We start from the raw sequence: 25,452 nt of genomic DNA on the forward strand, positions 1-25,452 counted from the left end.
ACGCGGGGTGATTGCAGAGGCGATCATGCCACACTCTTCATCGGTTTCTGGCGGTTTTTGGTTGGCGGTGGTTAATCCTGCTCGCGAGGCTCGTACGGTGTGGTCCTGCGGGAAACGGTCCAGACGAAGGTGCGCAGACCGAGTCGGGTACGGGCCTGATGGCACAGTGCGGCCGCTTCGAAACACATGGCGATGCTGGTGGCGATGGCCGCACCCAGAATGCCGAACCGGGGGATGAGCAGGATATTCAGGGTAATGTTGAGGGCGAAGGTCAGCGCATAGACGATGGCGCAGCGGTTCTGTTGATCGGCCATGGTCAGCAGCGCGTCGACCGGCCCGACGGAGGCACGCGCGAGCACGCCGCCCAGCAGGATCAGCATCACCGGATAGCCGCTTTCAAAGCCCGGGCCGAACAGGGCAAGCAGGAACGGGCCGACGGCCGCCAGCAGCAGGCAAAGCCCGAGGGTCGGCCAGAAGGTCCAGCGGGCGGTCTTGCCGACAAGGCCCGCGAGCGCTGCGTGGTCGCCCTTGTGAAACAGGTCGGAAAAGCGGTGCGCGGTCGCGGAGCGGACTGCGAAATAGACGAAATGGGCAATGGCCGGGGTTTTCGAGGCGGCAAAATAGATCGCCACCTCGTCAGGCGGGCGCCACAGGCTGACCAGCACCACATCGGCGCTGGTGATCAACTGGAAGAAGCCTTCGACCAACAGGATCGGCAGGGAAATCTTCAGCCAGAGGCGAATGGTCCAGTTGTCGCGGGCGGGCAGGCGCGGCGGCTGCGGCTTCAAGGCCCGCTGGAGAACAAGCATTTGCAGAAGGGCGACCGACCATGTGACGAGAATGGCGAGCAGGCAGGCGGTTTCGGCGCTGGCCGGCGCCCCGGCCCAGATCGCCAGGGAAAGCCCGCCGAGGAGCAGAAGGGGCCGCCAGATGAAGGTCGGCAACATGGCCAGAAGCGGCCAGTCATAGGCGCGAGCAATGCCATCCTGAATGCTGCCGATGGTGAACAGCGGCAGGCAGATCGCGCCCAGGAACAGCGGCAGGACGTAGTAGGAGGTGACCAGATCGCCGAGAAGCCAGACGGCCAGCATGCCGGTGGCGGCGATCGCTGTCGCGGCAAGCCCGCCGACCATGCGGCTGCCGAGCAGCAGGGCGTTGAGCCGGGCCGGGGTGCTGTGGGTCCGGTATTCGGGGATGAGGCGCAGGACGGAGGAGGAAAAGCCGAGCGGCGCGAAGATGCCGAGCACCACCACAAGGGTCCAGACGACGACATAGATGCCGTATTCGTGACCGCCCATCAGCCGTGCCAGAATGACTTGAGAGGCGTAGGCGACAATGGCGCCGAATACGCGCACGGCAAAGATGATCAGTGCCATGCGCTGGGCGCGGAAGGTGTCCGGCTCGCCGGTCAGGATCGCATCGGCATGCGCAAGCAGGGGCCGAAGGCGTCGTAAGAGGGCCGCGGGGAGGACACGTTCGGACCATGTCAGCAGGGACAGGCGCAACAGCAGCGGCTCCATTCCAGGGTGGCGTCGACAAAATCTAGGCCGAGAGCCTTAATTTTCCGTGCGCTACCTCGGTCCGGACGGTGGAGATGCCGCCCCTAGGCGTCAGGGGGCGACCGGCGAGCCGAAGGCGGGTTCGAAGCGACCGGTGGCCGGATCGAGCAGGCGCAATTCGCCCGACCCGATGTCGAACCAGGAGCCATGCAGGGCAAGCTTGCCTTTTTCCTCAAGGATCCGGACGCACGGGAAGGAGCGCAGGTTCTCCAAAGACTGGCGCACGCCTGCGTATTCCAGGGCGAGCTGCGGATCCTCTTCCCGCTCCAGCGGAATGCATTGGAACTTGGCTGCCGGCTCCAGCAGGGTCATCCACTTGCCGATGAAATCGCCCGGCGAAAGCGGAACGGAGTTCTGGTTGAGGAAGGCTTTCACGCCACCGCACTGGCCATGGCCCATCACGACGATATGTTTGACCCGCAGCGCTTGGACGGCGAATTCGAGAGCCGCACTGGTGGAATGGTAGTCATCGTCGGGCGCGTAGGGCGGTACCAGATTGGCGACATTGCGGACCACGAACAATTCGCCGGGGCCGGCGCCGAAGATGCCCTCCGGGGTGACCCGGCTGTCACAGCAGGACACCACCATCACCTCAGGCTGCTGGCCGTAAAGGGCGAGCTTTTCGTAGTTGTGGCGGTGCGGGGCGTGCGCCTGGTTCAGATAGTTGCGGTATCCGTCCAGAAGGAGATCGGGAAAACCGGAAGGATCGACGCCGTCCGAAGGTGTTTCGGTGTCGGTGGAGTGTTCGTTGGCCATGCGAAATCCCCATTCTGGGCCCGGCTCCTGGGCCCCGTGGCTGATGGCCGGAACGTAAGGTCAAGGTAGGCCAACGTCCAGATGGGGGCCACGGAATTGTTCCAAGTTCGTATTGCGCTGCGGTGAAACAGACGGTCAAATGCGGCACGGCGAAAGCAAGGCCGGCCCCAACAGGCGGGCGTTGGCGAGGGAAGGAACAGGCGTTGAGCAAGACCAATCCGGGCAATTTCTTTGAGGATTTCTACGTTGGGCAGGTGATCCGGCATGCGACGCCGCGCACGATCACGGAGGGAGACTGCGCGCTCTACACCGCGCTTTATGGATCGCGTTTCGCCGTTCAGTCCTCCGCGGCGTTCGCGCGCGCGCTGAACTATCCGGCGGCGCCAGTGGACGACCTTCTGGTGTTCCACATCGTTTTCGGCAAGACGGTGCCGGATATCTCGCTGAACGCGGTGGCCAATCTGGGCTATGCCGGCGGACGCTTTCTGGCCCCTGTCTATCCCGGCGACAGCCTGTCGGCTGTTTCGGAGGTCATTGGCCTGAAGGAAAACTCCAACGGCAAGACCGGTGTCGTCTATGTGCGCTCCACCGGCTACAAGGACGATGGCACGGAGGTGCTCGACTATGTGCGCTGGGTGATGGTGCGCAAGCGCGACCCGTCGGCGCCGGCGCCGATGCCGGTGGTGCCGGACCTGCCGGATGCGATCTCACCCGATGCCCTGGGCGATGCCTGCCCGTTGATCGACCATGCGGCCTGGGACACGGATCTGTCGGGCGCGCCGCACCGGTTCGGCGACTATGTGGCCGGCGAGCGGATCGACCATGTGGACGGCATGACCGTGGAGGAGGCGGAACACCAGATCGCCACCCGGCTCTACCAGAACACGGCGAAGGTGCATTTCAACCAGCATTCGGAAGGCCAGGGACGGTTCGGCCGCCGGCTGATCTATGGCGGCCATGTGATTTCGCTGGCCCGGGCGCTATCCTTCAACGGTTTGGCCAATGCCTTCCATGTCGCGGGCATCAACGCAGGCCGCCATGTGGCGCCGCTGTTCGCCGGCGATACGGTCTTTGCCTGGTCGGAGGTGCTGGAAACCTCCAATATTTCCGGGCGCGACGATGTGGGGGCAGTGCGCCTGCGCACTCTGGCCACCAAGGATCGCCCCTGCGCCGATTTCCCCGGCAACGGCGCGGATGGCGCCTATGACCCGGCGGTGATCCTCGACTTCGATTACTGGGCGCTGATGCCGAAATGATCAGCTTGAGGGCGGGCGGCGCCGGTCAGGTGCCGCCGGCCAGCGGGTGATGCGCCTCGACCAGCGCGCGCAGGCGTTCATCGAGCACATGGGTGTAGATCTGGGTGGTGGAAATATCCGCATGGCCCAGCAATTGTTGCACCACCCTGAGATCGGCGCCGTTCTGCAAGAGGTGCGAGGCGAAGGCGTGCCGCAGCACATGCGGGCTGAGAAGGCTCGGGTCGAGGCCGGCGCGCGCCGCCAGCGCCTTCAGGTCGCGGGCGAAGGCCTGACGGGTGAAATGGCCGCTCTCGCCATGGGAGGGAAACAGCCAGCGGCTGCCCATCTGGCCCTTCGACTTCGCCCCCTCGAGAGCCTGGCGTTCGGCCACATAGGCGCGCATCGCCGTGCGGGCGGCCGGGCTCAGCGGCACCGCACGTTCCTTGCCGCCCTTGCCGCTGACGGTGATCAGGCGCTCGTCGCGCAGGGCAGCCGACAGGGGCAGGGAAACGAGTTCCGATACGCGCAGGCCGGTGGCATAAAGCACTTCGAGCAGCGTGTGCAGGCGTCGCGTCCGCAGCGCCGCCGCCGGGGTTTCTCCGCCAGTTTGCGCCTCTGCCTCGGCGGTCTTGAGCAACAGGTCCACGTCCTCAACGCTGAGCACCTTGGGCAGGGTGGCGCGCTTTTTCGGCGCCAGCACGGCGCGGGTCGGATCGTCCCCGCGCAGGCCATCGGCGTAAAGGTGCTTGTAGAACTGGCGCAGCGCCGACAGGCGCCGGGCCTGCGAGCTGGCGGCAAAGCCGCGCGCGGTCAGATCGCCGAGATAGGCGGTGATCGTCTCCGTGTTCGCGCCAAGGAGGGTCGTGCCATTGGCGCCGGCGAACTCGGCGAAATCCTCAAGATCGCGCCGGTAGCTTTCCAGCGTGTTCACCGCCGCGCCCCGTTCGGCGGAGAGCATTTCCAGAAAGGTTTCCAGATGGCGGCTGTTATCGGCCACGTCGGGTCTCCTGTTCCCGTTCGCTCACCGGTTTTCCCCTCAAGCGATGTTAGCGGCCGAACCCATCCATCTGCACGCGAACGGTGATATCGCGCTGGGACGGCTCAACAAAGGTCGCCAGGCCATAGACGGCGGCAACGGCAAGGCCGCCAAGCAGCACAAGAACGAACAGCAATCGGGACAGTGTGGGCATTCAGGATCCATGGTGGTCCGGTATCGCCGCCTGACAGAGGGGCGCACGGTCGCTGCCCAAGTATGTGGCGAAACCGGGCGGGCGATGCAAGAAAAACAGGGCGATCCGCCCTGGCAAGCACCATGTCCACGGGGGATGGCCGGGGGCTGACCTTGACAGCACCGGCGCGACACGGTCAAAGCGGGGCAGATGTTTCAGGGAGAGGCGCGGTGCAAACGTCCGCAGTGAGGAAAGTCCTGGACCGGGATCGGGTTGCGCGTCTGACGGCGGCGCTGGGCACGCGCTCCATCGTGCTGGTCGGTATCATGGGGTGTGGCAAGTCGAGTGTCGGCCGCCGGCTGGCGCAGGCGATCGACCTGCCGTTCGTCGATGCCGATACCGAAATCGAGGCGGCCGCCAACCAGACCATCTCGGAGATTTTCGCCCAGCATGGCGAGGCTTACTTCCGGGCGGGCGAGCAGCGGGTGATCGCCCGGCTGTTGAAGAGCGGGCCGCAGGTGCTGGCCACCGGGGGCGGCGCCTTCATGAACGCGGAGACCCGCGAGGAGGTGCGCAAGGCGGGAATTTCCGTCTGGCTGCGTGCCGAGTTGCAGGTGGTGATGCAGCGGGTGCGCCGCAGGGGCACCCGTCCCTTGCTGCAGGATCCGGACCCGGAAGGGGTGCTGCGCCGGCTTTTGGAGGAGCGCGAACCGGTTTATGCGCTCGCCGATCTTGCGGTCTGGTCCCGCGATGTGCCGCATGAGACGGTGATGAATGATATTGTCGCCGCGCTGGAGGGGCATCTGGGCCTTCCGCCGGCACAGGATTGAAACTCTTGAAAGGATCGGTAGTTCCAATGGTCGCCAATGTTCCCCTCGACGCCGCCGATGCTGAAGCCTGCGGCCTGACGCGGGTGCCGGTCGATCTCGGCGCGCGCAGCTATGAGATCGTCATTGGCCGGGGCGCGCTTGCCGAGGCGGGAGCCAGGATTGCCGAGGTTCTGCCGGGTAGCCGGGCGGCGATCGTCACCGACGAGACCGTGGCGGGGCTGCATCTGGAGGCCCTGCGCGCGTCCCTCGATGCGGCGGAGGTCGGCCATGAGGTGATCACCATTCCCGCCGGTGAGGCCAGCAAGTGCTTTTCCATGTTCCAGACCGTGTGCGAGCGGGTGCTCGACGCCAAGCTGGAACGCGGCGATGCGGTGATCGCGCTCGGCGGCGGTGTCGTCGGCGACCTTGCCGGTTTCGTTGCCGCCAGCGTGCGGCGGGGCATGCCCTTCGTTCAACTGCCCACCAGCCTGCTGGCCCAGGTGGATTCCTCCGTCGGCGGCAAGACCGGCATCAACGTGCGCCACGGCAAGAACCTGATCGGCGCGTTTCATCAGCCCAGCCTGGTCATTGCCGATACCGCGGTGCTCGACACCCTGTCGCCGCGGGAATTCCGTGCCGGCTATGCGGAGGTGGCGAAATACGGCCTGCTTGGCGATGCCGGGTTCTTCTCCTGGCTGGAGGCCAACCACGCGGCGGTGTTCGCCGGCGGTCCGGAGCGGGAAGAGGCGGTGGCCGCCTCCTGCTGGGCAAAGGCGGCGGTGGTCGCCGATGACGAGCGCGAGGCGGGACGGCGGGCGCTGCTCAATCTCGGGCATACCTTTGGCCATGCGATGGAGGCGGTGGTCGCCTATGACGGCGCGCGGCTGGTGCATGGCGAGGGCGTGGCCATCGGCATGCGCATGGCCTTTGATTTCTCGGTGGAGCTGGGGTTGTGTTCGCCGGAGGACGGGGCGCGGGTGGAGACCCATCTGACGGCGGTCGGCTTGCCGACCACCCTTGCCGACATTCCCGGGCAGATGCCGCCGGCGGAGACGTTTCTCGACATAATGGCCCAGGACAAGAAAGTGTCCCGTGGGGCGCTGACCTTCGTTCTCGTGCGCGGCATCGGCGAGGCCTTCGTGGAGCGCGGTGTCGATCCGGCGCGGGTGCGGGAGTTCCTGGCGCGGGAGCTGGAACGTGAGAGTGCTGCCCGATGAGTGATGCAAACCTCTGGCTCTATATACTGGCAATCCTCGTGCTCTTGGCCTTGTCCGGGTTCTTTTCCGGCTCGGAGACAGCGCTGACGGCGGCGTCGCGGGCGCGGATGCTGCACTACGAGAAGAACGGCGACAGGCGCGCCGGCGTTGTGTCGTCGCTGATCCAGGCGCGTGAGCGGCTGATTGGTGCGCTGCTGCTGGGCAACAATCTGGTCAATATTCTTGCCTCGGCCCTGGCGACCAATGTGCTGCTCAATCTGTTTGGCGATGCCGGCGTGGTCTATGCCACCCTGGTGATGACCATGCTGGTCCTGATCTTTTCCGAAGTGCTGCCGAAGACCTGGGCGATCGCCGATCCCGACCGTTTCGCCATCGCCGTCTCACCGCTGGTGCGGCCGGTGGTGGTGCTGTTCGGACCGGTGGTGATGGGCGTCGAGGTGATCGTGCGGTCGCTGCTGCGTCTGTTCGGCGTCAATGCCAGCGACGGGGCTAATGCGCTCTCGGCGCATGAGGAGTTGCGCGGCACGGTCGATCTCCAGCACATGGAGGGTGGGCTGGTAAAGGCGGAACGCGACCGCATCGGCGGCCTCTTGGATCTGGCCGATCTTGAGGTCTCGGATGTGATGGTGCACCGCACCGACATGAACGCGCTCAATGCGGACGATCCGCCGGCGAAGATCGTCAGCGAGGCGCTGCAGAGCCCGCATACCCGGTTGCCGCTGTGGCGCCGGGAGACCGACAATTACATCGGCGTTCTGCATGCCAAGGACCTGCTGCGGGCGCTGGCCAGTGCCGGCGGCGATGCGGACAGTCTGGATATCGACGAGATCGTGTCGCCGCCCTGGTTCGTGCCCGACACCACCAGCCTGCAGGACCAGCTCAACGCCTTCCTCAAGCGTAAGGCCCATTTCGCGCTGGTCGTCGACGAGTATGGCGAGGTGATGGGGCTGGTGACGCTGGAGGATATTCTGGAGGAAATCGTCGGCGAGATTTCCGACGAGCACGATCTGGAACTGGCTGGCGTCAAGCCGCAGCCCGATGGCTCGATCATCGTCGACGGGTCGGTGCCGATCCGCGATCTCAACCGGGCGGTCGACTGGCGCCTGCCGGATGACGAGGCAACGACCATCGCCGGCCTGGTGATTCACGAGGCGCGGATGATCCCGGAAGAGCGGCAGGCCTTCACCTTCCATGGCTTCCGCTTCACCGTGCTCGGACGGCAGAAGAACCGCATCACCCGGCTGCGCATCATGCCTCTAGCGCAGCAGGGCGCGGGTGCGGCGAAAGGTCCGGTAGCGGCGAGTGCCGCTGCGACCGGCTAGGAGCCAGGCTTCGGAGGAGTTTTGCCTCAGGTGGGGCCGTTGACCCTGCGCGCGGCATCGCGCGGGTCGGCTTCGCCCGGGGCGCGGGCCTCGATCGCCAGGGCGTGCACGCCCGCGTCAAGCGGGCCTTTCAGGCAGGCGTTGACCGCGCGATGACGGGCAAGGCGGTTTTTTCCGGCGAAGGCATCGGCAACGATGCGGACCCGGAAATGGGTTTCCCCACCCTCGCGCCAGCCGGCGTGGCCGTGGTGCTTTTCCGATTCGTCGATCACCTCAAGGTGTTCGGGCGAAAAGCTCTGGGCGAGCAGGGTCTCGATCTGTGCGCGCATGGTCATGCGTCCTTCATGCGCCAGGCAATTGGCGCGCGTCAAGACCTTGCCGAAACGGGCGCGGACCCCCTATTTATGCAGACCGCCTCGACGGAGGGCCCTCCTGGCCTCCGGCGGTTTGGTGCCTTTGCAATGGACTGAATGACCGTGACATCCGACATTTTCGACCGGATCCGCATCAAAAAGAAGCGTGGTCGCGCCGAGGAGGAGGCGGTGACCGATCGCGTGTGCGAGTGGGAGGGGTGCGTGGAGGCCGGCACCCATCGCGCACCCAAGGGGCGGCACCGCGATGGCGATTACCACTATTTCTGCCTTGAGCATGTGCGCGCCTACAACAAGTCCTATAATTACTTCTCAGGGATGGACGACAACGAGACGCGCGCCTACCAGCGCGATGCGCTGACCGGCCACCGGCCGACCTGGAAGATGGGGGTGAACGCCAAGGCCGCCGGCCAGCAGGCGGCGTGGTCGGATATCGACCCGCGCGCGGCAGCCCGTGCCCGGGCCGAGGCCCGGCGCGGCAAGCCGGCCGCTCGCCGGCCCAAGCTGAAGGCGCTGGAGGCGCGGGCGTTCGATACGCTGGGGCTGGCGCATGAGGTGCGCGGCGCGGAAATCAAGGCCCGCTACAAGCTGCTGGTCAAGCGGCATCACCCGGATGCCAATGGCGGCGATCGGTCTTCGGAGGAGCGGCTGCGGGAGATTATCCAGGCCTACACCCTGCTGAAGAAGGCCGATTTCTGCTGATCGGTCGAAAAGGGTCGCGGGGGGCGCGGCGAAACGCCGATTTGCACGGCTGTGCGAATGCGCTATGACACCGCATGCGCGTGGTGGCCTTGCCGCTTCTGCCTGGGAGGGTGGCGGCGCTAAGGATCGGGCGCGCTGGCTGTTTCGCCAAGGCGACAAACCATTTTCACTTGGCTGGATCTTGCTCTAGGGTCTCTTGCCGATCCACACCCCGCGCGCCCGCGCGCCCTGCTGTCAACGCAAAGCCCGAAGCCCGGACTGCACGGGCCGTCGGAGGACAAATGACTGACATGATGCTGCCTGCCGAATCCCTGCCTGATACCAGCGTTTCCGTCCGGGATGTGTTTGGCATCGATACCGACCTGACCGTTCCGGCCTATTCGGCGCCGACCGAGCAGACCCCGGATCTCGACCCGGACTATCTGTTCGACCGGCCGACGACCCTGGCGATCCTCGCTGGCTTCGCCCATAACCGCCGCGTGATGGTGACGGGCTACCACGGCACCGGCAAGTCGACCCATATCGAGCAGGTGGCCGCGCGCCTCAACTGGCCGTGCGTGCGCATCAACTTGGACAGCCACATCTCGCGGATCGATCTGGTCGGCAAGGACGCGATCGTCATTCGCGACGGCCATCAGGTGACCGAATTCCGCGATGGCATCCTGCCCTGGGCGCTGCAGAACAACGTGGCGCTGGTGTTCGACGAGTATGATGCCGGCCGTCCGGACGTGATGTTCGTGATCCAGCGCGTGCTTGAAGTGTCCGGCCGGCTGACGCTGCTCGACCAGAACCGGGTGATCCGTCCGCATCCCGCCTTCCGCCTGTTCGCCACGGCCAATACCGTCGGTCTCGGCGATACCTCCGGCCTCTATCACGGCACCCAGCAGATCAACCAGGGCCAGATGGACCGCTGGTCGATCGTCACCACGCTGAACTATCTGCCCCATGACAATGAGGTGGAAATCGTTCTGGCCAAGGCCAAGCACTACCAGAACGAGGAAGGCCGGCAGACGGTCTCGCGCATGGTGCGCCTTGCCGACATGACCCGCAATGCCTTCATCAACGGCGATTTGTCGACGGTGATGAGCCCGCGCACGGTGATCACCTGGGCGGAGAATGCCGAGATCTTCGACGATCTGGGCTTCGCCTTCCGCGTGACCTTCCTCAACAAGTGCGACGAGATGGAGCGGACCCTGGTGGCCGAGTTCTATCAGCGCTGCTTCGGGGTGGATCTTCCTGAATCGGCCGCCAACGTGGTGATGAGCTGACGGGGCATCTTTCCATGCGCAATCCGCCTTCGGAAAAGACCAAACCGACCGTGGAACCCCTGAAGCGGGCGGTCGGCGACACCATGCGGGCCATTGCAGGCGACCCGGAGCTTGAGGTTCTGTTCTCCTCCGACCGGCCGTCGCTGTCCGGGCACACTGCCAGGATGCCGGAACCGGCCCGGCGGTTGAGCGAGGGAGACGTGGCGGTGACGCGCGGGCTTGGCGACGCCATGGCGCTCAAGCTCGCCTGTCACGATCCGGCCGTGCATCGCAAGCTGGCGCCCCAGGGCGAGATGGCGCGGTCGATCTTCGAGGCGGTGGAGCAGGCGCGCTGCGAGGCGGTCGGCGCCAACCGGATGCCCGGTGTGGCGGACAACCTCACGGCGATGCTGGAGGACCGGTGTCACAAGGCGGCCTATGCGGATGTGGCCAGCCGCGAGGATGCCCCGCTGGAAGAGGCGGTCGCGCATATGGTGCGCGAGCGTCTGACCGGCCTTGCGCCGCCCAAGAGCGCCGAGCCGATGATCGCCCAGTGGCGTGACTGGATCGAGGAGAAGGCCGGCGAGGATCTCGATCTTCTGTCCGGGCAGATGGAGAACCAGGGCGGTTTCGCGCGCCAGATCCGTCACCTGCTGTCCTCGCTGGAAATGGACGAGGATTTCGGCCAGGAAGGCGAGGATACCGAGGGCGAGGAAAACGAGCAGGACGGCAACGGCGAGCGCGGCGAAACCGCTTCGGAAGGTGAGGAAAACACCGGCGAGGAGGAAGGCGCGCCGCAGGACGTGGAGCTGTCCGGCGAGGAAACCGAGGCCGGCGAGACCGAAGCGCTCGATGGCGATCTGCAGGAGATGGCCGAGGAAGATGACGCGGCGGATGCGCAGGAGCCGGGCGAGAGCCAGCGCCGCGAGTTGCCGTTCTCCAATCAGCCGCCGGTGTCCGACTACAAGGTCTTCACCACCCAGTTCGACGAGATGATTCCGGCCGAGGAGCTGTGCGACACGGCGGAGCTGGACCGGTTGCGCGGACATCTCGACAAGCAGTTGGTGAACCTGCAAGGGGCGGTGGCGCGGCTCGCCAACCGGCTGCAGCGCAAGCTTCTGGCTCAGCAGAACCGCTCCTGGAGCTTTGATCTGGAAGAGGGGATGCTCGACACCGCCCGGCTGACCCGGGTGGTGACCGACCCGATGCAGCCGCTGGCCTTCAAGCAGGAAAGCGACACCAATTTCCGCGACACCGTGGTTACCTTGCTGCTCGACAATTCCGGCTCGATGCGCGGCCGGCCGATCACCGTCGCCGCCACCTGTGCCGATATTCTGGCACGCACGCTGGAACGGTGCGGCGTCAAGGTGGAGATCCTCGGCTTCACCACCCGGGCGTGGAAGGGCGGTCAGTCGCGTGAGGCATGGCTTGCCGCCGGCAAACCAGCCCAGCCGGGCCGGCTCAACGATCTGCGCCATATTATCTACAAGTCGGCGGATGCGCCCTGGCGCCGGGCACGGCGCAATCTCGGCTTGATGATGCGCGAGGGGCTGCTGAAGGAAAACATCGACGGCGAGGCGCTCGACTGGGCGCACAAGCGTCTGCTCGGCCGGCCCGAACAGCGCAAGATCCTGATGATGATCTCCGATGGCGCGCCGGTGGATGACTGCACCCTGTCGGTCAATCCGGGCAATTATCTGGAGCGGCATCTGCGCTATGTGATCGAGGAGATCGAGACCCGGTCGCCGGTCGAACTGATCGCCATCGGCATCGGCCATGACGTGACACGCTACTACCAGCGGGCGGTGACAATCATCGACGCGGAGGAACTGGCCGGCGCGATGACCGATCAGCTTGCCAATCTGTTCGACGATCAGACCCTGATGCCGCGGGCCACCGGTCGCGGCCGGATGCGGTCCCGGGGCTAGCGGACGGTGGCGAAGATGCCCTTCGCGCGCCGGCTTGCCGCTGTTCTTGCCTGCCTTGCGGTGCTTGCGACGGCGGGGTGCGCGGCGGCGGCCGGCATCGGGCCGGAGGGCGAGGCGGTGCCGGTCACCGCACGTCCCATCGAGCATTTCCGCATTGGCCGACCGGAGGCGACACGGTTCGGGCGACTCACCTTCCTCGGCGGGCTGGAACTGCTTTCTCCGAACCGGCACATGGGCGGGCTGTCCGGTCTGCTCGTCACCGACGAAGGGCGCGACCTGATCGCGGTGGCCGATAACGGGCTTTGGCTGTCGGCGCGCGTGAAGCAGGACGACACGGGTCGGCTGCTGGCGCTGGAAGGTGCGCGGGTCGCCCCGCTGCTGGGGCCGGATGGCGAGACCCTGATGGAGCTGGGGCGCGGCGACAGCGAGGCGCTGACCCTGCGCCGCACCAATGCCGGGGCGGAGCTTCTGGTGTCGACCGAGCGTCGGCATGGGATCTTCGCCTTTCCCTATCCGCTCGATTTTGCGGACCACGGGCGGGAGATCCCGCTGCCGGCCGCCATCAAGTCCCTGCGCCACAACAAGGGGATGGAAGCGGTCGCCGCGGCCAATTCCGGCCCGTTGACGGGCACGCTGGTGGTGATTGCCGAGCGTGGTCCGACCTTCGCCGACGACATGCCCGGGTTCCTTATCGGCGGTCCCCGGCCCGGCACCTTCACCCTGACGCGGCAGGACGATTACGACGCCACTGACGCGGCCTTCCTGCCCGATGGCGATCTCTTGCTGCTGGAGCGTCGGTTCACCCTGCGCCATGGCATCGGCATGCGGTTCAGACTGTTGCCGGCCGCCGAGCTGGTGCCCGGGGCGCAAGTGGTGGGAACCGTGCTGCTGGAGGCGGGGTTCAACGAGCAGATCGACAACATGGAAGGGCTTTCGGTGCACCGCTCGCCATCCGGCGATACGGTTGTGACACTTGTCTCGGATGACAATCGGTCGATCCTGCAGCGAACCCTTTTGTTGCGGTTTCGTTTGGAGGACGATTGACGCGGGGCGCCTGCCGGCTGTTTTTGTGATCGAATTTGTTGACTTTGATCGTCGCTGCCCGCATGAAAGGCGCCTAGTGTCCCTTCAATCGCGGAAAGAGCGATGATTGATCGCCGTACCCTTGGTTCCAGTGCCTGCATGACTGCGCCGCGCGCGGCCCTGTTCGCATGCGCCTGGGCCGGGACCACCGCGGGCGAAGACACGACGACCACCAAAACCACGACGACCACCAAAACCGTCTGACGGCCTCTCTCGTACCGCGCTCCCCCGGTTCGACGGGGGTCCGGAAGAGCCGATGGACCGCGACAGGCGCTCCTCACGGCTCGCGGGGAGCGGAACGAGAGGAAGAACTCTATGGCTTACAAGGTCGCTGTTGTCGGCGCCACGGGCAACGTGGGTCGCGAAATGCTCGATATTCTTGCCGAGCGCGGATTTCCCGCTTCGGAAGTGGTTGCGGTTGCCTCGCGCCGATCCCAGGGTGTCGATGTGTCCTTCGGCGACAAGACGCTGGCCTGTCAGGCGATCGACCACTACGACTTTTCCGATGTCGATATCTGCCTGATGTCGGCGGGCGGCGAAGTGTCGAAGGAGTGGTCGCCGAAGATCGCCGCGCAGGGCTGCGTTGTCATCGACAACTCCTCCGCCTGGCGCTACGACGCGGATGTGCCGCTGATCGTGCCGGAAGTGAATGCGGATGCGATTGCCGGCTTCACCAAGAAGAACATCATCGCCAATCCGAACTGCTCGACCGCGCAGCTCGTCGTGGCGCTGAAGCCGCTGCATGATGCGGCGAAGATCAAGCGCATCGTCGTTTCGACCTATCAGTCGGTCTCCGGCGGCGGCAAGGATGCGATGGACGAGCTGTTCAACCAGACGCGCTCGGTGTTCGTCAACGATCCGATTGTGCCGGAGAAGTTCACCAAGCGGATCGCCTTCAACGTCATTCCGCATATCGATGTCTTCATGGAAGACGGCTACACCAAGGAAGAATGGAAGGTGCTTGCCGAGACCAAGAAGATGCTGGATCCGGCGATCAAGGTCACCTGCACCGCCGTGCGCGTGCCGGTGTTCATCGGTCATGCGGAAGCGGTCAACATCGAGTTCGACCAGCCGCTGTCCGCCGATGAGGCCCGCGACATCCTGCGCGAGGCGCCGGGCATTCTCGTCGTCGACAAGACCGAGGATGGCGGTTACGTCACCCCGTATGAATGCGCTGGTGAGGATGCGACCTATGTCAGCCGTATCCGTGAGGATGCCACGGTGGAAAACGGCCTGAACCTTTGGGTCGTGGCCGACAACCTGCGCAAGGGGGCGGCGCTGAACACGGTGCAGATCGCCGAGGTGCTGGTCAATCGCCAGCTGATCGCGCCGAAGAAGGCGGCTGCCTGATCGGGGCCGATCACCGGTTCGCAAACCGTAACGTTGTGGAAGGGGATCATGGCACGGCCATGGTCCCCTTTTTCGTGCGCGTCCTCTCGCTGCGGGAGGGAAGGCACTTAGCGGGCGAGGGAGGCGATATAGGCGGACAAATCAGCGATCTCCTGCCGCGACAGGGTCATGTCGGGCATGATCGGATGCTGGCCGGAGAGGGTGGCGGCCAGCCCGTCGCGGTCGAAATTCGGCCGGTTGGCGATCTCGGCGAAGGGCGGCACCGCCTCGCTGCCGGAAGCCTGGTCATCGGCGACCACGTGGCAGGCGGCGCACCAGAGGCGGGCAAGGCGCGCGCCGTCTTTGGCATCGGCCAGGGCCGTGCCCGTTTGCGCCGCAAGACCTGCCAGAGCGAGAAGTGCCGTGATCGTTGCAACCTGCTTTCGCATGCGCTTCATGATGCTATGCTCCCAGCGTTCCGTGTCTGCGCGTGGGTCAGATGGTAGCGTTTCAACCCGCGTGGCAACAGGGCCTTCTCGTTCGGGAAGAGGTTTTCATTCAGGAGGTTGTTCGATGGCGTTTCGGCGAATATCCCGCATCATGCTCGCGGCGGGGCTTGTCTGCGGACTGGCGATGGGGCCGGTCGCGGCCCAGAGCGCGAGCGTTCAGACAGGGCCGATCCTGTCCGGCGACGACCGGTTCCATCCGGTGGTGGCGCGCGGTGGCATGGTGTCGAGCCAGGAAGCGCTGGCCAGCGGGGTCGGTCGCGACATTCTCGCCCGGGGCGGCAATGCGGTCGATGCGGCGGTTGCGGTCGGTTTCGCCCTGGCGGTGACGCTGCCCCGGGCAGGCAATCTCGGCGGCGGTGGCTTCATGATGGTGCATCTGGCCGAAAGCGGCGAAACCCATGCGCTCGACTACCGCGAGTTGGCACCCGCAGGCGCGTTCCGCGACATGTTCCTTGATGCCGATGGCAATGCGGACAGCAACAAGTCGCGCTATTCCGGCTTTGCCGTTGGTGTGCCGGGCACCGTCGCCGGCATGTTCGCTGCCCATGAGAAATACGGCAGCGGTACCTTCACCTTCGCCGAGCTGATCGCCCCGGCGATCGCGCTGGCCCGCGACGGGTTCATCGTTTCCGACGACCTGGCCGGCTCGCTCAAGCAGGTGCATCCGCGCCTGTCGAAGGATCCGGCGAGCCTTGCCGCCTATTACAAGCCGGACGGAAGCTTCTATGAAGCCGGGGACACGTTGAAGCTGCCACATCTGGCGGCGACCCTGGAGAAGATCGCCAGCGAGGGGCCTTCGGGGTTCTACAGCGGGCCGGTGGCCGAGGCGATCGTCGCGCGGGTTGAGGAGGCCGGCGGTCCGATGACCCTAGCCGATCTGGCCGAGTACAAGGCAGTTTGGCGCGCGCCGGTCACCGGCACCTATCGCGGCTACACCATCGCCTCGATGCCGCCGCCGTCCTCCGGTGGGGTGCATATCGTGGAGATCCTCAACATGCTGGAGGATCATGACCTTGCCGGCTCCGGCGCCGGTTCGGCGGCGACCCTGCACGTGATGGCCGAGGCGATGAAGCGGGCTTATGCGGATCGGTCCGAGTATCTCGGCGATCCGGATTTCGTCGATGTACCGGTCAAGGGCCTGACCTCGAAGGCCTATGCCCGCGAGCGGATGGCCGATTTCTCGCCCGACCGGGCGGCGCTGGCGACGGAGATCAAGCCGGGTGCCCCGGTGCCCTATGAGAGCGACCAGACGACCCATTATTCCATCGTCGATGACGACGGCAACGCGGTCGCCAACACCTACACGCTGAACTTTTCCTATGGCGCGGGCCTGATGGCCGGGGACACGGGTGTTCTCCTCAACAATGAGCTGGACGATTTTTCCGCCAAGCCGGGGGTGCCGAATGCCTATGGGTTGATCGGCGGCGACGCCAATGCGGTGGCGCCGCGCAAGCGTCCGCTGTCGTCCATGAGCCCGACCCTGGTGTTCAAGGATGGGGAATTGTTGATGGCGACCGGATCGCCGGGCGGCAGCCGGATCATCACCACCGTGCTGCAGGTGATCCTCAATGTGGTCGATCATGGCATGAATGTCGCCGAGGCGAGCGCGGCACCGCGGGTGCATCACCAGTGGCTGCCCGATGAGCTGCGGGTGGAGGAGGGGTTTTCCCCCGATACACTGGCGTTGCTGCGGGCCAAGGGGCACACCATCGCGCTGAAGCCGACCATGGGTTCGACCCAATCGGTGATGAGCGTGGAGGGTGGACTGGCCGGTGCCGCCGATCCGCGCCGACAGGGCGCGCTGGCCGCCGGTCACAACTAGGACCCTGGCGAACAAGGCGCGGTCAGTCGCTTGTGGCTGATCGCGCTGCTTGCCGCTCTGGCACGAGTTGCCGGTAAAGGGCAATGATCAGCAGCAGCGTATAGACGCCGCCGAGCAGAAGCGGCAGGCCGTTCAGGCCGAAGAGATCCATGGCGCTGCCGGCAAGCGCCGGACCGAGCGCGCCGCCCACACCCCACATCACCGCGAAACCGGCGTTGCCGGCGATCAGCATGGCGCCGGAAAACCGGCGGCCAAGCTCCATCAGGGCGATGGTGTAGATCCCATAGGCCGCCGATCCCCAGACGAACAGCATGGCCCACAGGGGCAGCGGTGCGGCGATCACCAGCGGCAGCAACACGGCGCCGAGGATGGTCAGGGCACAGAGCAGCGTCATCATGCGTTCCGGCCCCCAGCGGTCGGCAATGATGCCGATCGGCACTTGAAACAGGATGTTGCCAACGATCAGGATCGCGAGGGCCGAGGCAACCGCGCTGGCGGTCAACCCGTGGCCGAGCCCGTAGACCGGGAACAGGGTCAGGATCGCCTGATCGAAGGCTGCGGCGGTGCCGGTGATGACGAGCAGGAAGGGAATGAGCGGCGCGACTTGGCGGATCGATCCGGTGTCGCCGGCGGAGAATTGCGGTAACCGATGGCGGATCGACAGGATCAACCCGCCGCAGACCAGACAGACGGCAATGCAGATCAGGAAGGGGGCGAGCGTGTCCGTGCCGGTGAGCACGAGGCTCGCCGGGCCGAGAGCGAACCCGCCGGCAAGGGCGGTGGAGTAGAGGCCGAGGAGGCGCCCACGCATCCGATCGGGCGCAAGCTGGTTCACCCAGGTTTCGCTGGCGATGTAGAGCCCGTTGATGGCGAAGCCGAGCAAGAGGCGCGCGGGGAACCAGACAATGAGCGACTGGAACAGGCCGATCAGGGCGAAGAGGGCGGCGAGCAGCAGCGCGCTGGCGACGGCCATTCGCGCGGCACCGAAGCGCAGGGCGAGTTGCGGGATCAGCGGGGCGGAGACAATCAGGCCAATCGCCATCATCGCCGCATTGGCGCCGATCAGCCAGGCCGGTACGCTCTGCCGTTCCAGGATGAAGGCAAGCAGCGGATAGGTCAGTCCCTGGGCGAGACCGAACACCGCGACCATGCCCAGCACCACCGAGATCGCCAGCCGGTCGAGGGTTTGCGGGGAGGTTGTGGCAGTGCCGGTCATGACCCGGTAGTCGGTGTGCGCGGCCTGTGCCCTGCGGCAGGGCCGACTGTCCGGCGCATCGCCGTGGCGCAAGAGAAGCCGAACAGCAGTTTGAAGAGGCCGAGGTGTCTGGTCTCGCCGGCAACGAAGCCATTGCGCTCATAAAGCGCGCGGGCGCGCGGATTGCTGTCGATGACATCGAGCCGCACGCTGTGCCGCCCGGCTTGCCGGGCGATGCTGCAGATGGCGTCGAGCAGCGCGGTGCCGATGCCCCGGCCCCGGGCCTCAGGGCTCACCGCGATGCCGTCCATGGACAGAACGCCTGCCTCCTTGTCCTTTTCCAGTAAGGACAACCCGGCGGCCCGCCAGCTCGCACCTAACAACCCGTAGTGCCGTTGGAGGTCGGACCATTGTGGATTGAACAGCTCCCGCCCATCCAGTCTGAACCCGGCGATGCCGGCAATCCGGCCATCAACAAGGGCGGTGACGGCGCGCTCTCGGCATAAATGTGGGGTGAGAAACGCCACGGCACTGTCCTCCCGGCCGAAGAACGGGCGCAGCTTTTGAAACAGCGCCTCGGTAAAGAGCCGGGTGGCGGCAGTTTCGTCGCCGGCGCGTACGAAGGGGAGGATGTCGAGTGTCATGATCGGTCGCTCCGGGTTCGCCTTATTCTTGTGGCGGTCTACGAATGCAATGACAAGTCCTTGGCGCGGCGGTCGGGCGCGAAAAGCGACGCCGGGGGGCATCCGTCGCTGGACGCAGGTCGTGAAATGGGAGAATCACGCTATCAAGGATCAACAAAAGGCGAGCGGACAAGCCAGACCATGATCACGGAACTCGGGGCGTTTTTCGATTTTCTGCAAGGCTCGCCGGTGGCGGCCTTCCTGGCCGGATCCGCGCTCGCGCGCGATCTGACCGCCTTTGCCCATGTCATTGGCGCGGCGATGCTGTTTGGCGCCATTCTGCCGTTCGACCTCAGGATGCTCGGGCTGTGGCCGTCGGTGCCGCTGTCCGAGCTTGCCCGAGTTCTGGTCCCGGTCTCCGCTGTCGGGTTTCTGCTGGCGCTTGCCACGGGTTTGGCGATGATGTCGCTACGCCCGCATGCGCTGGCGGCGCTGCCCGGGTTCCAGCTCAAGATGGGGCTGATCGCTCTGGCCGGGCTGAATGCGCTGATGCTGCGGGTCGTCCCGGCCTGGCGCCTGCTGGCGCAGGTGGATTCGCGCGGGACGATCTCCCGGTTCCGCACCGCGGGCCTGCTTTCTCTGGTCCTGTGGCTTGGCGTGCTGGCGGCGGGGCGCTGGCAGGCGGGCTGGCCCTCGTCCTGGCCGGCGCCGTGGTAAGGTGACCGGGACCCTGGCTATTGCGCCCGGCGGTAGATGGCCGTGTTGACCACCTCGCCCTGACCCGGGACATTCACCGACTGTTCGATTTCCAGAGTGCGGCCATCCTCCGACAGGCGCCGGCGCGCGGTCATCAGCACCTCGTTGCCGCGCTTGGCCTCCGAGGTCAGGGTGCGGTCGCCTTCGAAGAAGAGCAGCAGACGGTCGGCAAGGCCGCTCTGTGACAGGCGCTGGCCGGGACCGCCGGGGATCGCCGCCATCTCGCCTTCCACGGTTTCTCCCTCGGCGGTGACCAGCATCATGCGGATGGTGACCAGGCCAAATTCTTCCTCGATCCGGCACTGGCCGGAGCGGGGAAGATCGCTCTGGTCGAACTCGCTTTCGTCAAGGTCGAGCAGCCAGGTGCCCAGAAACGGTGCGATCTGATCGGTCATCATGCGCCTTCGTTCATGCGTGCGGCCGCGCGGTCGTGAGGCCGCGCGGCGATGGGGTCCTGCTTTAGCGTGCTTCGCCGGCGATGTCATGGCCTTGGGGAACCGGGACCCTAGACGAATGGCGTTCTAGTGCTGGCCCGGCCCGGCGGGCATAGTAATGCGTGGAGGAGGAAAGCGCATGACGGCACGGGTTCTGATTGTCGATGATGCGATAACCCTGACCGGGTTTCTCAAGGATCTGATCGAGCAAGACGGCTATCTGGTGGACACTGCCGATACCGCCGGGACGGCGCGTGCGGCGCTGAGTGCGCATCCGCCGGATATTGTCCTGCTGGATGCGGAACTGCCGGACGGCACCGGCTATGCCCTGTGCCAGTCGATGCGCGGCGATCCGCTGTCCCGGGAAATTCCGGTGGTGATGATGAGCGCCTGTTCGCGCGCCGTCGACATCGAGAAGGGGCAAGCCCTTGGTGCGGATGCTCATCTGGCCAAGCCTTTCACCGCCTCGGAGCTGATGTCCGTGGTGGCGCGGCTGCTGACGGAGACGCCAGGGCTGGCGGGACGCGCGAATGCCTGATGGCTGGGCCGAGCGCTGGAACCTGCGGCTGCGGTTTTTTCTGTTCTTCGCCTTGATCCTGCTCGGTACCTCGGCCAGCATTGCCGGTGCCATGATCTATCTTGCGGCAGCGGCGCCGCAGGTGCCGGTCAATGCCCTGGTGCTGGGTGGCGGTGTGGCGCTGTTCGCCAGCGCCGGGCTGACCTTGTGGGTCTGGCTGAAGTTCGACGACCATGTCGCCCAGCCCCTGATGAAACTGGGCGCGGAATTGCGCGCCAGTGTTCATGCCGGCACCCCGCGCGAAATCCCTCAGGACACCGGACGCTATCTCGGGCTGCTCGCGCCGGCCGTGCGGGAGGCGGCGGTGGCGCTGCTTGAGGCGCGGGCCGACGTGGAAGAGATGGTCGCCGTTGCCACCGCCGAAGCGGATCGGCAGAAGGGGCAACTGGAAGCGGTGCTGCGCGATCTGCAGCAGGGGGTGGTGATCTGCACCCTCGATCACAAGGTTCTTCTGTACAATCGGTTTGCCCATCACCTGCTCGACCAGGGACGCAGTGGTCCGCTTGGGCTGGAGCGGCGATTGACAGGTCTGGTCGCCGGTCAGCCGCTGCGGCACAGTCTGGAGCGGCTGACGCGGCGCTTTTCCTCCGGCCGGTACCGCAGCCACAAGGACGGGCTGGCGGCCCAGTTCATCGGCACCACGGCTTGCGGCCACGAAAGCCTGCGCGGGCGCATGTCGCTGATCCTCGGCGAGGAAGAGCGCGAGGCGATCGGCTATGTGGTGACCTTCGACAAGGTGACCGACGAACTGGCCGCCGGGATCTGGCGCGACCGTCTGCTTCAGGATGTGACCCGCGACATGCGTCAGCGGGTGGCGACGCTGTCCCTGTCGGGCGAGGTGCTGTTGCGCAAGGCGCCGATGGACGATGCGGCGCGGGAGCGGCTGCGCGAGACGGTCGACGTGGAAACCCGGGCTCTGGGGGAGCGGCTCGATCGGCTCGACCAGGTGGCGGGAGATCTTCTGGCCGGCGCCTGGCCGATGACGGAGGTTTATTCGTCCACGCTGATGGACTGTATCGCCGCGCGCCGCTCCGAGGGGCGGGAGCTGTCCGCCGTCGTGATGGGCGACCCGCTGTGGCTGTCTTGCGACAGTGCGACCGTGGTCGATCTGGTCGACAGGATGATGAATCGCATCAGCGTCTGGGCCCAGGTGCGTGACTTCCGCCTGTCGACCAGCCGGCGGGAGGGTACCGCCTATCTCGATCTGCTCTGGGCGGGAGAGCCGGTGCCCGAACCGGTGCTGGAAGGCTGGCTCGATGAGCCGCTGGAAGAGGCGCTGGGGGCAATGACCGGTCGGGATGTGCTTAGCCGGCACAAGACCGATATGTGGAGCGACATCCTTGGCGGCGGGCAGGCTCGGCTTCGGCTGCCGCTGGCCGTGGCGGTGGAGCATCAGGACCGGCCGATGAAGTCCACCGCGCCGCTGGCGCCGCGACCGGAGTTCTACGATTTCGACCTGTTTGCCCGGCCGACACCGAGCACCATCGGCGAGACGCTTTTGCGCAATCTGTCCTATGTGGTGTTCGACACGGAAACCACCGGGCTGGAACCGTCGCGCGGCGACGACCTCGTGTCGGTGGCCGGGGTGCGGATTGTCAATGACCGGGTGCTGCGCGGCGAGATCTTCGACGGTCTGGTCAACCCGGGCCGCCCGATCCCGCCGGCCTCGAGCCGGATTCACGGCATCACCGATGACATGGTGGCGGAGGCGGATCCGGTGGAGCAGGTGTTGCCGCGCTTTTATGCCTTCATCGGCGACAGTGTGCTGGTGGCGCATAACGCGGCCTTTGACATGACCTTCCTGTCGAAATACCAGGAGCGCACCGGTCTGCGCTTCGAACAGCCGGTGCTGGATACGGTGCTGCTGGCCGGTCACATTTTCGGCGCCAGCGAAAGCCTCACCCTCGATGCGCTGGCCGAGCGGTTTGGCATCGTCATCCCCGTCGAGGATCGGCATACGGCGTTGGGGGACGCGCTGGCGACAGCGGAGGTCCTGCGCAAGCTGATCGCCCTGTTGACACCGCTTGGTGTCGTGACCTTGAGCGATGCGATCGAGGTCTCCAACCGGCAGGTCGCCTTGCGCCGGCGCCAGCGGCGCTATTGAGGCGGACGTCCGGACCAGATCAAGCCAGAGTGGATCGGATCAGGGCAGGGCGGGCGCTTCCGCCGTGCCGCCTGCGCCTGCGCCACGGCGGTCGATCAGCAGATCGGTCAGCCCGGCGGCGGCCCACATGGCGCTGAGGGTCAGCCAGGCGGTGAGGGCGAAGATCGAACCGCCGGTGACGCCGGCACCGACGGCGCAGCCGCCGGCCAGCATTCCGCCGAAGCCCATCAGCACCGCGCCGGCGATGTAGCGGCGCATACTGTGCCCGTCCCGGAAGCCTTCCAGCGTCCACTCGCGGGCGGCAAGCGCGGCGATGGCCGCGCCGATGAAGACGCCGGGGACAAGACCGATGTCGAAATCGATGTTGGTGCCCGGCGGGGTGAGGACGGTCATCAGGGTGTCGGCGGAAGGGCCGGTGAAGGTCATGCTCTTCACCGTCATGGGCTCGAACGCCTGGAACGACAGCTGATAGGTGAACCACCAGCCGGCGGCAACGGTGGCGCCGACGCCGGCGGCGCCAAGCCAGCCCCAGGGACCGAGACGGGCACGGACGGCGAAGAACACCGCGCCGGACAGGAACAGGAGGCCGATCACCAGCCCGGCTTCAGGCCCCGGTCCCAGCAGTTGCAAAAGGTCGAGGCGGTCGCGCCCGCCCACGGTCCACAAGCCGGCGAGCCAGTCGCGCAAGGGCGACAGAAGGCCATGGATGGAGGCTTCGGCGGCGACGGCGAAGATCAGACCGGAGAGCAGCGCGCGCAGATTGCCGGTGGCGGACAGGACGAGCAGCCGGCTGGCGCAGCCCCGAGCCAGCACCATGCCGCAGCCGAAGAGCGCCCCGCCGATCAGCGCGCCGGAGATGGAGCCGCGCGCGGCGAATTGCCGAGCCTCGGACACGTCCAGCATGTCCAGGCTGATCAGCGCCTGGGTGAGGAAAACGGCGGAGGCGAAGGCAATCAGCCAGACGGCGACCTTCAACTGAATGGCGCCGCGCGCGAATTCCACCACGGCGGCACGCAGGCAGAAGCGGCTGCGCTGGGCAAAGGCGCCAAAGGCGATGCCGATCAACAGGCCGCCGATGGCCGAGGTTCCCTCTTCGCCGAATATCTCGAACCAGCCGGTCAGATCCATTTCCTGCCTCCCGCCATCCCGCCCAGGCGCGTGAACGTCACATTCCAATATATGAATATCGGAAGGAAGGTGCGCGCGCCTTGATTTTCCTCAAGCGGGCGGAAGGGGTGTCAGTCGACGACCAGCTTCAGGGCGGTGCCGGCGGGGATCGGCTTGCCGGCGGGTGTTTGATTGAGGATCGTGAACAGCTCAAGCCGGCGTGCCGGCTCGATACCGCTCATGCCGACCGCCAGCTTTTCCGGGGTGTCGCCGGCATCGGCGCGGATCACCTTGATCCGCAAGGGACGCAGCCGTGCCCGTTCCGTCGGCGTGAGCTGACGGAAGCTTTCCAGGGTCTTCTGGTAGTCCGCAGCGAAGGCATTGCCGCCCTTGCGCGAGGCGAAGATGAAGCGGTAACCGGTACGGCCGATGCGCACCACGGCGATGCGGAAGGTCCAGCCATCGGTGATGGCCGAGGCGGTGACCGCCGGCAGGCCGTTGACCGTGGTTTCGCGCACGCTGTCGCGGATCAGGCCATTGATCCAGCCACTGGTCATATAGGCGGTGAGCGATTCGAAATCCGTCAGGTCGGCGCCATCGAAGCGCAGGGCCGTGCCGGCGGAGTTGCTGGCCAGCACTGCTTCGGGCGAATTTTCCAGCACATAGCCACGCGGGACGGTGAAGCTGATGCCGAGCGCCTTGTGCAGGAAGGAGCGGCCGCGCACAAAGCCTTCAAGCGGATCGTCGCCATAGAGCATGCCGTCGATCTTGGTCAGATAGGCGTCGCGGTCGCGCTCGCCGACACCGGGCGCGCCGATCTGCCGGGCCGCGCGCACGGCGGTCTGCACCCGCTCCGGCGTGGTCGGGTGGGATGACAGGAAGTCGGGTGCGCTGGAGGTGGTGCCTTGAGCGCTCTGATAGGCGGCGTAAAGGCCCATGGCGTTGAGGAAACGGGCGGCGGCGAAGGGATCGTAGCGGGCACGCGACAGGGTGCGCACGCCAACCCCGTCCGCCTCCAGCTCCTGGATCTGGGAGAAACGGGCGAAGGAGAGCTGGGAGGAAATGATCGCCGCGCGGGCCTGATCCGGATCGCGGACGACATTGCCGAGCACCTTGCCGGCCAGTTCGGTCGCCTCCGCCCGCTGCTGACGCTTGATCGCGTGGCTGGCGGTGACATGGGCCATTTCGTGGGCGAGAACGGCGGCCACTTCCGAGGTGTCGGTGGCCAGTGCCAGAAGGCCCCGGGTGACATAGAGATAGCCCCCCGGCAGGGCGAAGGCATTGACCGCCGGCGAGTTCAGGATGGTGATGCGGTAGCTCTGCGAGGGATCGTCCGAGGCCTCGACCAGCCGTCCGACCACCTGGGCGACCGCCCGTTCCGCGCCCCGGTCCTCGTAGACGCCGCCGTAGGTCGCGACCACCTTCGGATGTTCGCGGGCGCCAAGATCGGAGGAGAGGCCCGGGCGCAACTTGCCCGGCGCCGGCGTGCCGATGTCGATCGGCGAGGAGCCGGAGAACTGGCAGGCGGAAAGCAGGGCCGCGGCCACGCTCACGAGCGCGAGGCGGGTCCCCGTTGCAACGAACCGTTTGAAGAGCGA

25 protein-coding genes are annotated in these 25,452 nt (G+C 66.1%); 14 read left to right on the plus strand and 11 right to left on the minus strand.

Translation table 11 applies throughout. The features are described 5' to 3' along the window. Positions 1–71: 71 nt before the first annotated feature. Both IEV83_RS14295 and IEV83_RS14300 read right to left on the minus strand, forming a co-directional pair. Positions 72–1,520 (minus strand): lipopolysaccharide biosynthesis protein, encoded by a 1,449-nt coding sequence (locus IEV83_RS14295; protein ID WP_209003179.1) that lies wholly within the window; start codon positions 1,518–1,520, stop codon positions 72–74. Between the two features lie 90 nt (positions 1,521–1,610). Beyond that, on the minus strand, positions 1,611–2,315 hold the full coding sequence (locus IEV83_RS14300; protein ID WP_181759738.1) for a carbonic anhydrase: 705 nt from the start codon (positions 2,313–2,315) through the stop codon (positions 1,611–1,613). A gap of 203 nt (positions 2,316–2,518) precedes the next feature. On the opposite strand from IEV83_RS14300, the gene IEV83_RS14305 reads away from it, so the two are divergent. Beyond that, positions 2,519–3,571 (plus strand): MaoC family dehydratase, encoded by a 1,053-nt coding sequence (locus tag IEV83_RS14305; RefSeq protein ID WP_181759737.1) that lies wholly within the window; start codon positions 2,519–2,521, stop codon positions 3,569–3,571. A 25-nt stretch (positions 3,572–3,596) separates the two neighbouring features. On the opposite strand, the gene xerD is transcribed toward IEV83_RS14305, so the two are convergent. Further along, positions 3,597–4,547 carry a site-specific tyrosine recombinase XerD gene (gene xerD / locus IEV83_RS14310; RefSeq protein WP_209003180.1) on the minus strand — a complete coding sequence of 317 codons (951 nt, stop codon included), beginning with the start codon at positions 4,545–4,547 and terminating at the stop codon, positions 3,597–3,599. A 49-nt stretch (positions 4,548–4,596) separates the two neighbouring features. Then, complete coding sequence (locus IEV83_RS14315) at positions 4,597–4,740, minus strand: hypothetical protein (protein WP_181759736.1); 144 nt, start codon at positions 4,738–4,740, stop codon at positions 4,597–4,599. Positions 4,741–4,949: 209 nt separating this feature from the next. On the opposite strand from IEV83_RS14315, the gene IEV83_RS14320 reads away from it, so the two are divergent. From IEV83_RS14320 to IEV83_RS14330, 3 genes are read left to right on the plus strand one after another with little or no spacing between them, the layout of a single operon-like run. Continuing rightward, complete coding sequence (locus IEV83_RS14320; RefSeq protein ID WP_244628195.1) at positions 4,950–5,549, plus strand: shikimate kinase; 600 nt, start codon at positions 4,950–4,952, stop codon at positions 5,547–5,549. Between the two features lie 26 nt (positions 5,550–5,575). Further along, positions 5,576–6,745, plus strand: coding sequence for a 3-dehydroquinate synthase (gene aroB / locus IEV83_RS14325; protein WP_181759734.1), 1,170 nt, complete (start codon positions 5,576–5,578; stop codon positions 6,743–6,745). Then, entirely contained in the window at positions 6,742–8,067 is a 1,326-nt protein-coding gene (locus IEV83_RS14330) for an HlyC/CorC family transporter (RefSeq protein ID WP_181759733.1), read from the plus strand. The genes aroB and IEV83_RS14330 overlap by 4 nt, the downstream gene beginning before the upstream one ends. A 26-nt stretch (positions 8,068–8,093) precedes the next feature. Here the strand turns inward: IEV83_RS14330 and IEV83_RS14335 are convergent, their stop codons facing one another. After that, positions 8,094–8,402 (minus strand): BolA family protein, encoded by a 309-nt coding sequence (locus IEV83_RS14335; RefSeq protein WP_181759732.1) that lies wholly within the window; start codon positions 8,400–8,402, stop codon positions 8,094–8,096. 135 nt (positions 8,403–8,537) lie between these two features. Between IEV83_RS14335 and IEV83_RS14340 the strand changes: the two genes are divergently transcribed. The 6 genes from IEV83_RS14340 to IEV83_RS14365 all read left to right on the plus strand — a co-directional run bounded on the left by IEV83_RS14340 (position 8,538) and on the right by IEV83_RS14365 (position 14,748). Then, on the plus strand, positions 8,538–9,140 hold the full coding sequence (locus IEV83_RS14340) for a J domain-containing protein (protein WP_181759731.1): 603 nt from the start codon (positions 8,538–8,540) through the stop codon (positions 9,138–9,140). Positions 9,141–9,430: 290 nt separating this feature from the next. Next, positions 9,431–10,408: a cobaltochelatase subunit CobS gene (cobS, locus tag IEV83_RS14345; protein WP_371873472.1), complete on the plus strand. Its 978-nt coding sequence runs from the start codon at positions 9,431–9,433 to the stop codon at positions 10,406–10,408. A 14-nt stretch (positions 10,409–10,422) separates the two neighbouring features. Beyond that, entirely contained in the window at positions 10,423–12,315 is a 1,893-nt protein-coding gene (gene cobT / locus IEV83_RS14350) for a cobaltochelatase subunit CobT (RefSeq protein ID WP_181759730.1), read from the plus strand. Positions 12,316–12,330: 15 nt separating this feature from the next. Continuing rightward, complete coding sequence (locus tag IEV83_RS14355) at positions 12,331–13,359, plus strand: esterase-like activity of phytase family protein (RefSeq protein ID WP_181759729.1); 1,029 nt, start codon at positions 12,331–12,333, stop codon at positions 13,357–13,359. A gap of 102 nt (positions 13,360–13,461) precedes the next feature. Further along, complete coding sequence (locus IEV83_RS14360) at positions 13,462–13,602, plus strand: hypothetical protein (RefSeq protein ID WP_181759728.1); 141 nt, start codon at positions 13,462–13,464, stop codon at positions 13,600–13,602. Positions 13,603–13,713: 111 nt separating this feature from the next. Then, entirely contained in the window at positions 13,714–14,748 is a 1,035-nt protein-coding gene (locus IEV83_RS14365; RefSeq protein WP_181759727.1) for an aspartate-semialdehyde dehydrogenase, read from the plus strand. A gap of 107 nt (positions 14,749–14,855) precedes the next feature. On the opposite strand, the gene IEV83_RS14370 is transcribed toward IEV83_RS14365, so the two are convergent. Then, on the minus strand, positions 14,856–15,185 hold the full coding sequence (locus IEV83_RS14370) for a c-type cytochrome (RefSeq protein ID WP_244628196.1): 330 nt from the start codon (positions 15,183–15,185) through the stop codon (positions 14,856–14,858). Positions 15,186–15,300: 115 nt separating this feature from the next. Here IEV83_RS14370 and ggt point away from each other — a divergent pair, with 115 nt between their 5' ends. Beyond that, positions 15,301–17,058 (plus strand): gamma-glutamyltransferase, encoded by a 1,758-nt coding sequence (ggt, locus tag IEV83_RS14375; RefSeq protein ID WP_209003181.1) that lies wholly within the window; start codon positions 15,301–15,303, stop codon positions 17,056–17,058. Between the two features lie 22 nt (positions 17,059–17,080). Here the strand turns inward: ggt and IEV83_RS14380 are convergent, their stop codons facing one another. After that, positions 17,081–18,274: an MFS transporter gene (locus IEV83_RS14380; protein WP_181759726.1), complete on the minus strand. Its 1,194-nt coding sequence runs from the start codon at positions 18,272–18,274 to the stop codon at positions 17,081–17,083. Beyond that, positions 18,271–18,897, minus strand: coding sequence for a GNAT family N-acetyltransferase (locus IEV83_RS14385; RefSeq protein WP_181759725.1), 627 nt, complete (start codon positions 18,895–18,897; stop codon positions 18,271–18,273). The genes IEV83_RS14380 and IEV83_RS14385 overlap by 4 nt, the downstream gene beginning before the upstream one ends. 180 nt (positions 18,898–19,077) lie before the next feature. On the opposite strand from IEV83_RS14385, the gene IEV83_RS14390 reads away from it, so the two are divergent. Beyond that, positions 19,078–19,593 carry a hypothetical protein gene (locus tag IEV83_RS14390; RefSeq protein WP_181759724.1) on the plus strand — a complete coding sequence of 172 codons (516 nt, stop codon included), beginning with the start codon at positions 19,078–19,080 and terminating at the stop codon, positions 19,591–19,593. A gap of 17 nt (positions 19,594–19,610) precedes the next feature. Here IEV83_RS14390 and IEV83_RS14395 read toward each other — a convergent pair whose 3' ends face one another. Continuing rightward, entirely contained in the window at positions 19,611–20,027 is a 417-nt protein-coding gene (locus IEV83_RS14395; RefSeq protein WP_181759723.1) for a hypothetical protein, read from the minus strand. Positions 20,028–20,205: 178 nt separating this feature from the next. On the opposite strand from IEV83_RS14395, the gene IEV83_RS14400 reads away from it, so the two are divergent. Both IEV83_RS14400 and IEV83_RS14405 read left to right on the plus strand, forming a co-directional pair. After that, the gene (locus IEV83_RS14400) at positions 20,206–20,604 is read left to right on the plus strand and encodes a response regulator transcription factor (protein WP_181759722.1); all 399 of its coding nucleotides are present in this window, start codon (positions 20,206–20,208) and stop codon (positions 20,602–20,604) included. Beyond that, entirely contained in the window at positions 20,597–22,747 is a 2,151-nt protein-coding gene (locus tag IEV83_RS14405; RefSeq protein ID WP_181759721.1) for a 3'-5' exonuclease, read from the plus strand. The genes IEV83_RS14400 and IEV83_RS14405 overlap by 8 nt, the downstream gene beginning before the upstream one ends. A 39-nt stretch (positions 22,748–22,786) precedes the next feature. Here the strand turns inward: IEV83_RS14405 and IEV83_RS14410 are convergent, their stop codons facing one another. Together IEV83_RS14410 and IEV83_RS14415 are read right to left on the minus strand one after the other, a co-directional pair. Beyond that, a complete protein-coding gene (locus tag IEV83_RS14410) occupies positions 22,787–23,875 on the minus strand; it encodes a YeeE/YedE family protein (RefSeq protein ID WP_181759720.1) in 1,089 nt (362 codons plus the stop codon). A 110-nt stretch (positions 23,876–23,985) separates the two neighbouring features. Then, entirely contained in the window at positions 23,986–25,407 is a 1,422-nt protein-coding gene (locus tag IEV83_RS14415) for a M48 family metalloprotease (protein ID WP_244628197.1), read from the minus strand. Positions 25,408–25,452 lie beyond the last annotated feature (45 nt).

Origin of the sequence: Stappia taiwanensis (assembly GCF_014635285.1) — a bacterium.
Lineage (GTDB): Bacteria > Pseudomonadota > Alphaproteobacteria > Rhizobiales > Stappiaceae > Stappia > Stappia taiwanensis.

Coding starts and splice junctions, on each gene's coding strand:
- IEV83_RS14295 (WP_209003179.1), bottom strand. CDS start 1,520: ATGGAGCCGCTGCTGTTGCGCCTGTCCCTGCTGACATGGTCCGAACGT.
- IEV83_RS14300 (WP_181759738.1), bottom strand. CDS start 2,315: ATGGCCAACGAACACTCCACCGACACCGAAACACCTTCGGACGGCGTC.
- IEV83_RS14315 (WP_181759736.1), bottom strand. CDS start 4,740: ATGCCCACACTGTCCCGATTGCTGTTCGTTCTTGTGCTGCTTGGCGGC.
- aroB (WP_181759734.1), top strand. CDS start 5,576: ATGGTCGCCAATGTTCCCCTCGACGCCGCCGATGCTGAAGCCTGCGGC.
- IEV83_RS14330 (WP_181759733.1), top strand. CDS start 6,742: ATGAGTGATGCAAACCTCTGGCTCTATATACTGGCAATCCTCGTGCTC.
- IEV83_RS14335 (WP_181759732.1), bottom strand. CDS start 8,402: ATGACCATGCGCGCACAGATCGAGACCCTGCTCGCCCAGAGCTTTTCG.
- IEV83_RS14340 (WP_181759731.1), top strand. CDS start 8,538: ATGACCGTGACATCCGACATTTTCGACCGGATCCGCATCAAAAAGAAG.
- cobS (WP_371873472.1), top strand. CDS start 9,431: ATGATGCTGCCTGCCGAATCCCTGCCTGATACCAGCGTTTCCGTCCGG.
- cobT (WP_181759730.1), top strand. CDS start 10,423: ATGCGCAATCCGCCTTCGGAAAAGACCAAACCGACCGTGGAACCCCTG.
- IEV83_RS14355 (WP_181759729.1), top strand. CDS start 12,331: ATGCCCTTCGCGCGCCGGCTTGCCGCTGTTCTTGCCTGCCTTGCGGTG.
- IEV83_RS14360 (WP_181759728.1), top strand. CDS start 13,462: ATGATTGATCGCCGTACCCTTGGTTCCAGTGCCTGCATGACTGCGCCG.
- IEV83_RS14365 (WP_181759727.1), top strand. CDS start 13,714: ATGGCTTACAAGGTCGCTGTTGTCGGCGCCACGGGCAACGTGGGTCGC.
- IEV83_RS14370 (WP_244628196.1), bottom strand. CDS start 15,185: ATGAAGCGCATGCGAAAGCAGGTTGCAACGATCACGGCACTTCTCGCT.
- ggt (WP_209003181.1), top strand. CDS start 15,301: ATGGCGTTTCGGCGAATATCCCGCATCATGCTCGCGGCGGGGCTTGTC.
- IEV83_RS14380 (WP_181759726.1), bottom strand. CDS start 18,274: ATGACCGGCACTGCCACAACCTCCCCGCAAACCCTCGACCGGCTGGCG.
- IEV83_RS14385 (WP_181759725.1), bottom strand. CDS start 18,897: ATGACACTCGACATCCTCCCCTTCGTACGCGCCGGCGACGAAACTGCC.
- IEV83_RS14390 (WP_181759724.1), top strand. CDS start 19,078: ATGATCACGGAACTCGGGGCGTTTTTCGATTTTCTGCAAGGCTCGCCG.
- IEV83_RS14395 (WP_181759723.1), bottom strand. CDS start 20,027: ATGACCGATCAGATCGCACCGTTTCTGGGCACCTGGCTGCTCGACCTT.
- IEV83_RS14400 (WP_181759722.1), top strand. CDS start 20,206: ATGACGGCACGGGTTCTGATTGTCGATGATGCGATAACCCTGACCGGG.
- IEV83_RS14405 (WP_181759721.1), top strand. CDS start 20,597: ATGCCTGATGGCTGGGCCGAGCGCTGGAACCTGCGGCTGCGGTTTTTT.
- IEV83_RS14410 (WP_181759720.1), bottom strand. CDS start 23,875: ATGGATCTGACCGGCTGGTTCGAGATATTCGGCGAAGAGGGAACCTCG.